Origin of the sequence: Streptomonospora sp. PA3 (assembly GCF_009728995.1) — a bacterium.
In the GTDB taxonomy this organism is placed as follows: Bacteria; Actinomycetota; Actinomycetes; order Streptosporangiales; family Streptosporangiaceae; genus Streptomonospora.
In genome coordinates, this window is the sequence record NZ_VTZW01000007.1 from 241,087 (window position 1) to 254,040 (window position 12,954).

The 12,954-nt window shown below is 75.7% G+C and carries 13 protein-coding genes; 10 read left to right on the forward strand and 3 right to left on the reverse strand.

Annotated elements, in window-relative coordinates:
- Positions 1-41: 41 nt before the first annotated feature.
- From edd to eda, 3 genes are read left to right on the forward strand one after another with little or no spacing between them, the layout of a single operon-like run.
- A complete protein-coding gene (edd, locus tag FZ103_RS05670) occupies positions 42-1,856 on the forward strand; it encodes a phosphogluconate dehydratase (RefSeq protein WP_155999362.1) in 1,815 nt (604 codons plus the stop codon).
- A complete protein-coding gene (gene glk, locus FZ103_RS05675; protein WP_186355861.1) occupies positions 1,853-2,869 on the forward strand; it encodes a glucokinase in 1,017 nt (338 codons plus the stop codon). Before edd ends, glk begins: the two co-directional genes overlap by 4 nt.
- Entirely contained in the window at positions 2,850-3,488 is a 639-nt protein-coding gene (eda, locus tag FZ103_RS05680) for a bifunctional 4-hydroxy-2-oxoglutarate aldolase/2-dehydro-3-deoxy-phosphogluconate aldolase (RefSeq protein ID WP_155999363.1), read from the forward strand. Before glk ends, eda begins: the two co-directional genes overlap by 20 nt.
- A 28-nt stretch (positions 3,489-3,516) precedes the next feature.
- Here eda and pabB read toward each other — a convergent pair whose 3' ends face one another.
- Positions 3,517-5,562, reverse strand: coding sequence for an aminodeoxychorismate synthase component I (gene pabB, locus FZ103_RS05685; RefSeq protein ID WP_155999364.1), 2,046 nt, complete (start codon positions 5,560-5,562; stop codon positions 3,517-3,519).
- A 316-nt stretch (positions 5,563-5,878) separates the two neighbouring features.
- Between pabB and FZ103_RS05690 the strand changes: the two genes are divergently transcribed.
- The 6 genes from FZ103_RS05690 (at position 5,879) to FZ103_RS05715 (ending at position 9,176) form a co-directional block, all read left to right on the forward strand.
- On the forward strand, positions 5,879-6,133 hold the full coding sequence (locus FZ103_RS05690) for a hypothetical protein (protein ID WP_155999365.1): 255 nt from the start codon (positions 5,879-5,881) through the stop codon (positions 6,131-6,133).
- Positions 6,134-6,294: 161 nt separating this feature from the next.
- Positions 6,295-6,636 carry a VOC family protein gene (locus FZ103_RS05695; RefSeq protein ID WP_155999366.1) on the forward strand — a complete coding sequence of 114 codons (342 nt, stop codon included), beginning with the start codon at positions 6,295-6,297 and terminating at the stop codon, positions 6,634-6,636.
- A 123-nt stretch (positions 6,637-6,759) separates the two neighbouring features.
- On the forward strand, positions 6,760-7,320 hold the full coding sequence (locus FZ103_RS05700) for a TIGR03086 family metal-binding protein (protein WP_155999367.1): 561 nt from the start codon (positions 6,760-6,762) through the stop codon (positions 7,318-7,320).
- 100 nt (positions 7,321-7,420) lie between these two features.
- Positions 7,421-7,972: a GNAT family N-acetyltransferase gene (locus FZ103_RS05705; RefSeq protein ID WP_155999368.1), complete on the forward strand. Its 552-nt coding sequence runs from the start codon at positions 7,421-7,423 to the stop codon at positions 7,970-7,972.
- Between the two features lie 30 nt (positions 7,973-8,002).
- Entirely contained in the window at positions 8,003-8,485 is a 483-nt protein-coding gene (locus FZ103_RS05710; protein WP_186355862.1) for a GNAT family N-acetyltransferase, read from the forward strand.
- A 70-nt stretch (positions 8,486-8,555) separates the two neighbouring features.
- Complete coding sequence (locus FZ103_RS05715; protein ID WP_343233397.1) at positions 8,556-9,176, forward strand: histone deacetylase; 621 nt, start codon at positions 8,556-8,558, stop codon at positions 9,174-9,176.
- 22 nt (positions 9,177-9,198) lie between these two features.
- Here the strand turns inward: FZ103_RS05715 and FZ103_RS05720 are convergent, their stop codons facing one another.
- Both FZ103_RS05720 and FZ103_RS05725 read right to left on the reverse strand, forming a co-directional pair.
- Positions 9,199-9,492, reverse strand: a complete 294-nt coding sequence (locus FZ103_RS05720; protein ID WP_155999369.1) for a YiaA/YiaB family inner membrane protein — start codon at positions 9,490-9,492, stop codon at positions 9,199-9,201.
- An 89-nt stretch (positions 9,493-9,581) separates the two neighbouring features.
- Positions 9,582-11,669, reverse strand: a complete 2,088-nt coding sequence (locus tag FZ103_RS05725) for an acyltransferase family protein (RefSeq protein ID WP_155999370.1) — start codon at positions 11,667-11,669, stop codon at positions 9,582-9,584.
- Between the two features lie 512 nt (positions 11,670-12,181).
- On the opposite strand from FZ103_RS05725, the gene FZ103_RS05730 reads away from it, so the two are divergent.
- Positions 12,182-12,934, forward strand: coding sequence for a methyltransferase domain-containing protein (locus FZ103_RS05730; RefSeq protein ID WP_155999371.1), 753 nt, complete (start codon positions 12,182-12,184; stop codon positions 12,932-12,934).
- Positions 12,935-12,954: the final 20 nt, after the last annotated feature.

A 12,954-nucleotide genomic window follows, 5' to 3' on the forward strand; every position in this document is an offset into this window, starting at 1 on the left:
GGCCGGTTCGGCCATCCCCCGCACGAAACGGAGCCCGCACGATGACGCCGCACCCCCGCATCGCCGAAGTCACCCGGCGCATCGCCCAGCGCAGCGCGGCCACCAGAAACGCCTACCTGGAGCGGATGCGCGCGGCCGCCGCCGAAGGCCCCGCCCGCGCCGGGCTGGGCTGCGCCAACCTCGCGCACGGCTTCGCCGCCTGCTCCCCGGGCGACAAGCTCGCCCTGGGCACCACGGCCAAGCCCGACATCGCGATCGTGTCGGCCTACAACGACATGCTCTCGGCCCACCAGCCGCTGGCCGACTACCCGGCGCTGCTGAAAGAGGCCGTGGCCCAGGCCGGCGGCGTGGCCCAGTTCGCCGGAGGCGTACCGGCGATGTGCGACGGCATCACCCAGGGCCGGGCGGGCATGGAGCTGTCGCTGTTCAGCCGCGACGTCATCGCCATGGCCACCGCCGTCGCGCTCTCCCACGACATGTTCGACGGGGCGCTGATGCTGGGCGTGTGCGACAAGATCGTGCCGGGCCTGCTGATCGGCGCCCTGTCCTTCGGCCACCTGCCGGTGGTGTTCGTACCGGCCGGGCCGATGCCCTCGGGGCTGCCCAACGCCGACAAGGCCCGCGTCCGCCAGCGCCACGCCGAGGGCAAGGCCGACCGCGCCGAGCTGCTGCAGGCCGAGTCGGCCGCCTACCACGCCCCCGGCACCTGCACCTTCTACGGCACCGCCAACTCCAACCAGATGCTCATGGAGGTCATGGGCCTGCACCTGCCCGGAGCCAGCTTCGAGCAGCCCGGCACCCAACTGCGCACCGCGCTGACCGCCGAGGCCGGGCGCGCGGTGACCTCCCTGACGGCGCTGGGCGAGTCCTACACCCCCATCGGCGAGGTCGTCGACGAGCGCGCGATCGTCAACGCGGTCGTGGCGCTGCTGGCCACCGGCGGATCGACCAACCACACGCTGCACCTGGTGGCCGTGGCCCAGGCCGCCGGCATCGAACTGACCTGGGACGACTTCGCGGCGCTGTCGGAGGTGGTGCCGCTGCTGGCCCGGATGTATCCCAACGGCACCGCCGACGTGAACCGGTTCCACGCCGCGGGCGGGATGGCGTTTCTCATCGGCCGGCTGCTGGACGGCGGGCTGCTGCACGCCGACGTCGCCACCGTCGCCGGCGCCGGCCTGGCCCGCTACCGCCTGCGCCCCCGGCTCACCGGCGCGGGCCTCACCTGGGGCGAGGAGCCCGAGGAGAGCACCGACACCACCGTGCTGCGCGGCACCGAGGACCCCTTCAGCGCCGACGGCGGACTGCGCATGGTCCGCGGCAACCTGGGCCGGGCCGTCGTCAAGGTCTCGGCCGTGGCGCCCGAGCACCGCGTCGTGGAGGCCCCGGCGCGCGTCTTCGACAGCCAGGCCCAACTGCAGGAGGCCTTCGCCGCCGGGGAACTGGACGGCGACCTGGTGGCCGTCGTGCGCTTCCAGGGCCCGCGCGCCAACGGCATGCCCGAGCTGCACAAGCTCACCCCGCCGCTGGGCGTGCTGCAGGACCGCGGACACCGGGTCGCCCTGGTCACCGACGGCCGCATGTCGGGCGCCTCGGGCAAGGTGCCCGCGGCCATCCACGTCTCCCCCGAAGCCGCCGCCGGCGGAGCGCTGGCCCGGGTGCGCGACGGCGACCTGGTCCGGCTCGACCCGGCCGCCGGGGTGCTGGAGGTTTCAGGCGCCGACCTGCAGGCGCGCCCGGCCGCCGAGCCCGCCGCCGACTCCGCGACCGGCACCGGCCGCGAGCTGTTCGCCGCCTTCCGCGCGGCCGTGGGCCCGGCCGAGCGCGGCGCCGGCGTCTTCGGGGCACTGCAGTGAGCCCGCTCGCACCGCCCTGCGCCCAGCGCCCCTGGCTGGTCGCCGACATCGGCGGCACCAACGCCCGCTTCGGCCTGGTGGAGGCCCCCGGCGCCCGGCCGGTCCGGGTGCGCCGACTGGACGGGGCCGACCACGCCGGCCTCGCCGCGGCCGCGACCGCCTACCTGGAACAGGCCGGCGCCTCCGCCGCCCCCGGCGCCGCGTGCGTGGCCGTGGCCGGACCCGTCGGCGGCGACCGGATCCGGCTGACCAACTCCCACTGGGACTTCTCCGCGGCCCAGACCCGCGACCGGCTGGGCCTGGACCGGCTGGAGGTCATCAACGACTTCGCGGCCCTGGCCCTGTCGCTGCCGCGGCTGCAAAGCGCCGACCTGGTGGCGCTGGGCGGCCCCGCCCCGGCGCCCGCGGGACCCAAGGCGGTGCTGGGGCCGGGCACCGGGCTGGGCGTGGCCGGACTCGTGCCCGCCGGCAACACCTGGGTCCCCGTGCCCGGCGAGGGCGGCCACGTCGACGTCTGCGCCGTGGAGGAGCGCGAAGAGGAGGTGGTGCGCCTCCTGCGCGCCCGGCAGACCTCGGTCACCGCCGAGTGCCTGCTGTGCGGGCCCGGGCTGGCCCGTCTGCACGACGCCCTCGCCCGCCTGCGCGGGGAGCAGGCACCGCCCCGCACGGCCGCCGAGATCTGCGCCGCCGCGCCCGAGGACGCGCTGTGCGCCGAGACGCTGGAGGTGTTCTGCCGCCTGCTCGGCGGCTTCGCCGGCAACACGGCGCTGATGCTGGGCGCGACCGGGGGCGTGTTCCTGGGCGGCGGGATCCTGCCGCGTATCATCCCCACGGTGCTCTCCAGCGGCTTTCGCCGCCGCTTCGAGGACAAGCACCGGATGACCGACTACCTCCGGGGCGTCGCCACGGTGCTGATCGTGGCGCAGGACCCGGCGCTGCTGGGCGCGGCGGCCCGCCTCGACCAGCTTCTCGACCACGGCAAGGAGGCGGCGTATGAACCCGCGCAGCGGTGAGGACCTTCTCGCACTGGCACCGGTCGTGCCGGTGGTGGTGCTCTCCGAGGCCGCGACCGCGGTGCCGCTGGCCCGCGCGCTGGTGGCCGGCGGGCTGCCGGCCGTGGAGGTCACCCTGCGCACCGGCGCCGCCCTGGAGGCCATCGAGCGCATCGCCGCCGAAGTGCCCCAGGCCGTGGTCGGCGCGGGCACGGTGACCACCCCGCACCAGGCCGAGCAGGCCGCCGCCGCGGGCGCGGCGTTCCTGGTCTCCCCCGGCTGCACCCCGGGGCTGCACGCGGCGATGGCCGCCACCGGCCTGCCGGCGCTACCGGGTGCGGCCACGGCATCGGAGGCGCTGGCGCTGCTGGAGCGCGGGGTCACGGCGATGAAGTTCTTCCCGGCCGAGGCGGCGGGCGGGCGCGCCTACCTGAAGTCGCTGGCGGGCCCGCTGCCCCAGGTCCGCTTCTGCCCCACCGGCGGCATCACCGCGGCCTCGGCGCCCGACTACCTGGCCCTGCCCAACGTCGGCTGCGTCGGCGGCACCTGGCTGACCCCCGCCGACGCCGTCGCCTCGGGCGACTGGAGCCGCGTGGAGGAGCTGGCCCGACTGGCCTCCGGGCTGGGCGGCGCACCCTAGGCGCGCAGGCGCCCGCCCCCGGGCGCCGTCAGCCGCCGCTGAGCGGGACGGCCGCCTTGAGCAGCATCTCGGCGTACTCGTCGGCGGGGTCGGAGTCGAGGACGATAGCGCCTCCGGCCCCGACGGCCAGGTGCGGCCCGCTGCGCACCGCCGTGCGGATGACCACGCTCAGATCCGCGGTGCCCTGGTGGGAGAGGTAGCCCAGCGCTCCCGAGTACACGCCCCGGGCCGAGCCCTCCAGCCGGTCGATGATCTCCATGGTGCGCAGTTTGGGCGCACCGGTCATCGACCCGGCGGGAAAGCAGGCCCGCACCGCGTCGACGGGGTGCACCCCGGCGCGCAGAGCCCCGCGCACCGTCGAGACCAACTGGTGCACCGTGCTGTAGGACTCGACGTCCATGAAGCGCGGCACGTCCACGCTGCCGACCTCGCAGACCCGGCCCAGGTCGTTGCGGAGCAGGTCCACGATCATCAGGTTCTCGGCGCGGGTCTTGGCGCCGGTGCGCAGCCGCTCGGCGCCGCGGGCGTCGGCGGCCGGGTCGGCGCTGCGCGGCGCGGTGCCCTTGATGGGCCGGCTCTCGACCGCCGCCTGGGCGTCGATGCGCAGGAACCGCTCGGGCGAGGCGCTGTGCACGGCCGCGCCGTCCAGCCGCAGCAGCGCCGCATACGGGGCCGGGGCCGCGCGGCGCAAACGCCGGTAGAAGTCGAGGTCGCCGGCCGGCGCGGCGGCGCGCAGCCGGTTGGTCAGGCAGATCTCGTAGCTCTCCCCGGCCTCCAGCAGCCTCAGGCACTCCTTGACGTCGGTCAGGTAGCCCTCGCGACCGCGCTCCAGCAGCGGTTCCAGGTCGCCGGGCGCCGCGGCGCCCGGTCCAGGCCGCGGCGCGGGGCCCAGCGCGGCCAAAACGCCGGCGGTCTCGGCGGCCCAGGCGCCGGCGCCGGATCCGCGGGCCACCAGGTAGGTGCGGTCCTGCTCGTGGTCGACGGCCACCAGGCGGTCGCAGCGCATCCACACGGCGTCGGGCCCGGGCGCGCGGTGGGCGGCCGCGGCGCCGCAGTCGGCCTTGAGCTCGTAGCCGAAGTAGCCCACGTAGCCGCCGGTGAAGTCGAAGGGCAGGCCGGCGGGCGGCGCGGGCCGGGCGGGCGTGCGCCGCCGCAGGGCGTCGAAGATCGTCCCGGCTTCGCGCCGGCGCGGGCCGCCGGCCGGGTCGACGGTGACGGCGCCCTGCCCCACGCGGTAGGTCAGCACCTCGCCGCCGGGCGCGTGGGCGTCGCCCAGGAAGGAGAAGCGCGCGGTGGGGCCGGTGCGGCTGCTGTCCAGCCAGAAGGCGTGGCGGCTGCCGGCGTAGAGGCGGGCGAAGGCCGCCTCGGGGTCCACGGCGCGCTCCAGGGTGCGCACATGCGGGGGCGGGGGCGGGGGCGTGCCGCGGGCGTCACCGGTCCGGCCGCCGCGGGGCACCGCCGCCGGCGCCGCAGCGCGGCCCGCGGGTCCCCGGACGCGGCGGGCCAGGCGCAGGAAGTTGGCGACCAGTTCGCGGCCGTACCGCCCGGCGACGGACTCGGGGTGGAACTGCACGCCCCACCGGGGCAGGGCGGTGTGCTCCACGGCCATCACCACGCCGTCCTCGGCGCGGGCCGTGGCCGCCAGCTGCGCCGGCAGCGGAGGGCGCGCGGCCAGCGAGTGGTAGCGCACGGCGGTGAAGTCCTGCGGCAGCCCGGCGAAGAGGCCGCGGCCGGTGTGGCGGATGCGGCTGAGGTGGCCGTGGCGGGGTGCGGGGGCGGGGGCGACCTCGCCCCCGGCCAGGTGGACGAGGGCCTGGTGGCCCAGGCACACGCCCAGCACCGGCACCTCGGGGGCGCGGGAGAGCGCGCCTGCGAGCAGTCCCAGGTCGCGGGGGCGGGCGGGGTGGCCGGGCCCCGGCGAGACCACCACGGCGGACCGTCCCGCCAGTCCTTCGCACTCCAGGCGCGGGTCGTCGTTGGTCCACACCTCGGGTTCGGCCCCCGCGGTCGCGGCGAGGAGCTGGAAGAGGTTGTAGGTGTAGGAGTCGTGGTTGTCCACGAGCAGGACGCGCATGCGGCTCCCGGGGGTCGGGGACGGCTTCGGCGGGGGCGCGGCGGGAATCGGCCGCGGGCACCGAGACCGTTTCAGGCTACGTTCGCCGCCGCCGCCCGCACCGACCGGGGCGCGTGCCGCCTGCCCGACAGGCGGGCCCGGCGCTCAGCGCGGCGCCGGCCCGGCCGCACCCCGGCCCGGGGCGGCGTGCAGCGGCATCCGCTGCTCATCGGATTCCGGACAGCAGGAATCCCGGCCTCTGCCCGTTCCGATACCCGCGTTTCGATGATGTGCTGCGACACTGGCCGCCCACGTCCCGCGACCCCCGGAAGGACACATGCACGCGCCCTGCGACCTCTTCGGACACCTCGTGGCCCTGATGCACGCCACCACCGACGCCGTCATCGCCGTGTCGGCCGAGGGAACGGCGCGCATCTGCCCGCGCTCCGAGATCGGCGCGGCCGAGCGCGAGGCCTACTCCCGCGACCTGCTGCTGGCCGAAGGCGTCGTGCCCACCCCGGCGGCCCTGCACGAGGTGATGGCCCGCATCGCCGCCGACGCCGGCAGCGAGCACTGGGACCTGGTGGCCTGAGGAGCCGCCGCCGACCCGGCGCGCCGCCGCAGGGACACACCCGCGCCCACCCGAACCGGTCCGCAGCGCTGCCGGCCGCGCCCTCTCAGCCCGCCCGCTGTGACCGCCTGCGGCCACCGGATCGTCCGCGGCGCCGGGCTCCGATCGCCTACGATCACCGGATGGCCCTGCAACTGTTCGCCGGGATCCCGGTCGCCGACTACGCGGCGGCCCTGGCATGGTACGAGCGGCTCCTCGGCCGCCCACCCGCGTTCGTCGCGAGCGACACCGAGTCGGTGTGGGAGCTCGCCGAACACCGCTACCTGGCCGTGGAGCACCTGCCCGAGCGGGCCGGCCGGGCCCTGACCACGGTCTTCGTCGACGACTTCGACACCGTGGTGGCGCAAATCGCCGAGCGCGGAATCGAACCGGCCCACCGGGAGACCTACCCCAACGGCGTGCGCAAGGCCACCTTCCGCGATCCGGACGGCAACGAGATCGGTTTCGGCGGCGCACCGGTGTGACCCGGCCCCCGGGCGGGCCCCGCGGCCCGGCTCCGGCCGATCACCCCGCGCCGGGTTGATTGCCCCGCCCGCACTGCGGGTAGTGTCCCGCACCGCCCATGTCCGAGCCCAAGGGGGAGCGCGATGACCGATCTGCTGGATTTGCACGGCCAGGCCATGGCGGAGTTCGACCGCAGGGTCCGCGCGATCCGGGTGACGCAGTGGGCCGATCCCACGCCCTGCACCGACTGGGACGTCCACGACCTGCTCAACCACCTCACGGGCGAGCAGCTGTGGGCGCCCTTCCTGCTCGCCGGCGGCCGCATCGAGGAGGCCGGCGACCGCTACGAGGGCGACGTGCTCGGCGAGGAGCCCGTGGCCACCTGGGAGGTCGCCTCGCGCGAGGCCCGCTCGGCCTGGCTGCAGCCGGGTACGCTGCAGCGCACCGTCCACCTGTCCTTCGGTGACGCGACGGGCGAGACCTACCTGTGGCAGATGACCTTCGACCTGGGCGTGCACGCCTGGGACCTGGCCCGGGCCATCGGCGCCGACGAGAAGCTCGACACCGGCCTGGTCGAGGCGCTGCTGGACTGGCTGGGCGGCCAAGGCCCCGGCGCGGGCGCCCTGTTCGCCCCGCCGGTCGCGGTGGAGGAGGACGCCGACGCCCAGACGCGGCTGCTGGCCCTGACCGGGCGCCGCGCCTGAACCGTGCCGACGCCGGGCCGGCGCGAAGCCGCCGGGCCGCTGCCGGAGGGCCCCGGTTCATGCGCGGCGGCGGCCGGGCGGGAGGGACTAGAGTCGCGCCATGAACGAGGTCCCGACACTGCAGACGCCGCGGCTGCTGCTGCGCGACTGGCGGGAGGAGGACCGGGCGCCCTTCGCCCGGCTCAACGCCGACCCCCAGGTCATGGAGCACTTCCCGCAAACCCACACCCGCGAGGAATCCGACGCCGGCGTCGACCGCATCAGGGCCCACCTGGCCGAGCACGGGTTCGGGCTGTGGGCCGTGGAGGTCGCCGAAACCGGTGAGTTCATCGGCTTCACCGGCCTGCAGTGGGCCCGCTTCCCCGCGCACTTCACCCCCGCCGTGGAGGCGGGGTGGCGGCTGGCCCGCCACGCCTGGGGCCGCGGCTATGCCACCGAAGCCGCCCGCGCCGCCGTCGCGTTCGGGTTCGACCGGTGCGGACTCGGCGAGATCGTCTCCTTCACCTCCCGCACCAACACCCGCTCCCAGGCGGTGATGCGGCGGCTGGGCATGCACCGCGACTCCGCCGAGGACTTCGACCACCCCCAACTGCCCCCGGGCCACCGGCTGGCGCCGCACGTCCTCTACCGGCTGGCCGCCGACCACCGGTGAGGCCCAGAGCGCGGGCTATCCTTTTCTGCCGTGCGTATCGAGATCACCGAGGCGGACTGGGACGACCCCGTCGGCGCCCGCCTGCGCCGCGACCAGGAGCGCGAGACCGTCGAGCGCTACGGCGGCGACCTGGAGCAGGGCGAGAAGCCCTCGGCGCAGAACACGGCCCTCTTCCTGCTGGCCACCGAGACCGCCGGCGGCGAGGTCGTCGGCTGCGGCGGGCTGCGGCGCCTGGACGAGCACACCTTCGAGCTGAAGCGGATGTATGTGGTGCCGGCCTGGCGCGGCCGCCGGATCGGCCAGGCGCTGCTGCACGCGCTGGAGGAGGCCGGCCGCCGGCGCGGCGCGCGGCGGATGCGCCTGGAGACCGGGGTGGCCCAGCCCGAGGCGATGCGGCTCTACGAGCGCTGCGGCTACCGCCGGATCCCGCTGTATGGCCCGTATGTGGGCTGCGCGGAAAGCGTATGCTACGAGCGCGACCTGGGGCCCCTGCCCTCGCCCGCCCAGGCCTGAGTAGCTCGGGCGGAGCCCGGGTGGGGCGGTGGCCGGGTCGCGCCGGTACGCGGGCAGGAAGGCGGAAGCGGTGCGCGACTCCCCCGCCCTGGTGTGGTACGCGAGCTACGGCGCGAACATGTCCGCGCAGCGCTTCGCCTGCTACCTGGGCGGCGGCGTCCCGCCCGGCGGCAGCCGCGCCAACCCGGGCTGCCGCGACGGTGCGCCGCCGCGTGAGCGGTGCGCGGTGTGGCTGCGCGGGGGGATCTACTTCGCGCTGGCCTCGCCGATGTGGGGCGGCGGGCTTGCGCTCTACGACCCGGACCTGCCCGGGGCCGCGCCCGCCTGCGCCTACCTGGTCACCGCCGAGCAGTTCGCCGACATCGCCGCACAGGAGATGTACCGCGCCCCCGCCGCGGCCCGGGACCCGTCCCGCGTGCCCGCAGGCGGGCGGCTGAGCCTGGGCGGGGGCCGCTACGAGACGATCGTGCACTGCGGCCACATCGGCGGCCACCCGGTGCTGACCTTCACCGCCCACTGGCCGCGCTCGGCGGTGGAGGCGGCGGCGCCGGCCGCGGCCTACCTGGGGGTCATCGGTGCGGGGCTGCGGGCCGGGCACGGCTGGAGCGCCCGGCGCTGCGGCGCCTACCTGGCCGCCCGCCCCGGCGCCGCCGGGGTGTGGACGGCCCGGCGGGTGGCGGCGCTGCTGTGAGCGCCGGGCCGCCCGGGCGGCTTCAGGGGGTGTCGACGCGGAAGGGGTCGTGTTCGGCCAGCAGCTTGTCCAGCCGGGCCTGGTCCACGCGCCCGGAGACGGTGGTCTCGTCCTGGCGGTCGCGGACGCATTTGGCCAGCGTGAAGGCCGAGGTGATCACATAGAGCAGGCCCAGGGTGAGAAACGCGCGCACCCAGGCGTCGACGGGCAGGTAGACGATGCCGGTTCCCACGGCGACGGCCGAGACGCCGAAGGACAGGGCGGACTGCACGAAGAAGGCCGATGTGGTGGCGGGACGCAGAGGTGTTGTGCTCATGGCGACCATGGTGGCCGCCGGGCGGCGATCGCACCCGAGTACGCGTACTCAGATCGGCGCTGCGCCCGCCCCGCACAGGGCCGGGTGCTTCAGCGGCCGTCGATGGCCGGGGCCGCCTCCTCCGCCAGGTCCGCGGCCAGCAGCCGGGAGTAGGTGGCGGTCATGTGGTGGCTGTCGCGGTAGACCAGCACGTTGCCCACCACCGGCAGGCAGCGGTCGCCCTGGCAGAACTCCTCGCTCATGTCGACGACGGTGACCTCGGCGTCGGTCTCGCGGGCGGCGATCAGCTGGGGGTCCTGCTCGGCGAACGCCTCGCCGCGGGGCCGGGCGCACTCGGTCGGATCCTCGGCGTGGCGGGAGACGCACTCGGGCAGGCGGGTGCGGGTCGTCGGGGTGTCGCGGATGGCCACGACGTCGCTGCCGGCGTCGTCGAGGGACTCCCACAGCCGGGCCATGCCCGCGGCGATCTCGGCCCGGTCCTGAGCCTGGGAGGCGGCGCCCTCCTTGGTGGCCAGCGCGCTGGAGCTGGTGAAGACGAGGTCGGGGCGCACCTCGCCGGTCAGCTCCTCGAGGAGGGCCCGGTTGTAGTCGCGGCACTCGCCGAAGGGGCGGCCCTCGTCGGGGAACTCCAGGGTGGCCGCGGTGAACCCGCAGGAGGACTTGGTGTAGGTGTACAGGCGCCAGTCGCGCTGCTCGGCGATGCGGCGCAGTGCGGGCACCCAGTGGGCCGCGTGGGAGTCGCCCACCACGGCCACGGTGGTGTCGGCGTCGGCGGGGCCGTAGACGCAGGGGTCGAGCCCGGTCGCCTTCTGGCCGGCCTGGCAGCCGTCCTTGTAGGGGTCGGGAAGGTCGTCGCCGGCGGCGGCGGGAGCGGGATAGACCGGCACCTCCGGTGAACCCGCGGGCTCGGAGGTGCCCAGCGCCGCCGGGCCCACATGCTCCACCGGATCGAACTCCACACTGCGCAGCCATTCGTAGCGCGCGTACTGGCCGGCTCCCACCAGCGCCACGAGCACGGCCGCGGCCACCGCGAAGACGCCGGCCGAGCGCCCGGTGCGCAGCCACCCGTAGCGGCGCACCGGGTCCTCCACCACCAGCTTGGTGGCCCAGGCCAGCAGCACCGAGGCCACCACCGCCAGCCCGCCCAGCAGCGGCCCCGGCTCCTGGGAGCCGCTCCAGGCCAGCGCGAACACGATGACCGGCCAGTGCCACAGGTACAGGGCATAGGAGATGTCGCCGCCGAAGCGCGCCGCCGGGCTGGCCAGCAGGCCGTAGGCGGAGGAGCGCCCGCCGCTCTCGCCGGCGGCGATCACCGCCGCCGCGCCCAGCACCGGCACCAGGGCCGCCGCGCCGGGAAACGGGGTCTGGTCGCTGTAGGTCCAGGCCGCCCAGGCGATGGCGGCCAGCCCCGCCCAGCCCGCGCACCACCCCAGCACCGGCGGCACCTGCCAGCGCAGGGCCGCCACCGCCAGGAGGCCGCCCACGGCCAGCTCCCACATCCGCGTCTGCGGCAGGAAGTAGGCCGGCTGCGGGTCGGTGGCGGTGACCACCACCGAGTACGCCAGGGACACCGCCAGCACCGCCGCGGCCCCGGCCGCGATCACCCGCAGCCGGCCCAGCCGCCCCGGCAGCATCGCCCAGCCGGCGAACAGCAGCGGCCACAGCAGGTAGAACTGCTCCTCCACCGCCAGCGACCAGTAGTGCTGCACGGGGCTGGCCGCGCTCTCGGCGGCCAGGTAGTCCACCGAATGCTGCGCCAGGAACAGGTTCTCGACGTAGAACGCCGATGCCACCAGTTCTCGGGCGGTCTCGGCCAGGCGCGGGGAGGGCAGCGCCCACAGCGACACCAGGCCGGTCACCGCCAGCACCAGCCCGGCCGCGGGCAGGATGCGGCGGATCCGGCGGACGTAGAAGGCGCCCAGCGCCACCCGCCCGGATCCGCGGGCCTCGCGCAGCAGCAGCGAGGTGATCAGGAACCCGGAGATGACGAAGAAGACGTCCACGCCCACATAGCCGCCCGGCAGCAGGTCGTGGTCGACGTGGTAGACCAGCACGAGCGCCACCGCCACGGCCCGCAGGCCCTGGACCTCGGGCAGGAAGCGGCGGACGTGTGGGGATCCGGCGGCGGCCGGGGGCCGGCCGAGCGCGGTCTGTGTCTGTGTTGCCACGGAGCGCATTTCGTGACGGGAGTACGGGTCGAGGGGCGGTGGGGCCCGGCCTCCGGCGGGAACCGGGAACCACCATGGTGCCGTGACGTCCTCGTTACATACAAGACGCCTGGGCGTGATTCCTGTGAATTCTCTCAGGAAAGCATAGACATGCTTACCCCATCGGCACGCACCGAATCCAGTCGGCCACCCCGGGCGCCCGCGACACACCCCGCCCGAAGCGGCGAACCCCCCGCAACCAGGGCACCGCCGGGCGGATCCGCGCCCCGCCCGCACCGCCGGCCCCCCACCGCCGGTGAGAAACCGCACGCCCGATCCCCGGCACGGTGCGCACCGACCCCGGCAGCACGCAGCCGCGGCCGCGCCCCTCCCGCCGGACCGGCGGGCATGGCAGGCTGTCGGTACCGGCACCCCTGCGGCGCGGTCGCATCCGGAGGCGCCCCCGCGGAGACATCCCACCACCGGTCTCGAAATATGGGATTACGATTCCGTTAATTGAGACGAACCGGTAGGTTGCCGCCATGGCAGCACAGCGATGGGACCCCCACCTCTACGACGACCGCCATGCCTACGTCGCCCACCACGGCGGCGACCTCATCGGCGAACTCGACCCCCGCCCCGGCGAGCGGATCCTCGACGCGGGCTGCGGAACCGGCGAACTCACCGCCGCCCTCGCCGACACCGGCGCCAAGGTCCTCGGCGTCGACTCCAGCCCCCAGATGATCGACCGCGCACGCCAACGCTTCCCCCACCTCGACCTGCGCGTGGCCGACCTGCGCGAACTCGACGTGGAGACCGGATTCGACGCCGTACTCAGCAACGCCGTCCTGCACTGGATCCCCGAGGCCCCCGCCGCCGCAGCCGCCCTGGCCGGCGCCCTGCGCCCCGGCGGACGCCTGGTCGCCGAACTGGGCGGCTCCGGCAACATCGCAGCCATCCGCGGCGCCGCCCGCGCCCTGCGCACCGAACTCGGCCTCCCCGCGGCCGCCGAGACCTGGTACTTCCCCACCATCGAGGAGTACTCCGCCGTGCTCACCGACGCCGGCCTGGAGATCACCGGCGCCTGGCTATTCGACCGCCCCACCCGGCTGGAGGGCGACGACGGCCTCGCCGCCTGGCTGCGCATGTTCGGCGCCCCCCTGCTCGCAGAGGTCCCCGACCCCGACGCCTTCGCCACCCGCCTCAGCGACCGGCTCCGCCCCCTCCTGCACCACAGCGGCAGCTGGTGGGCCGACTACCGGCGCCTGCGCATCACCGCCGCCAAGCCCGGCTGAACACGCCGACACCCCGACAC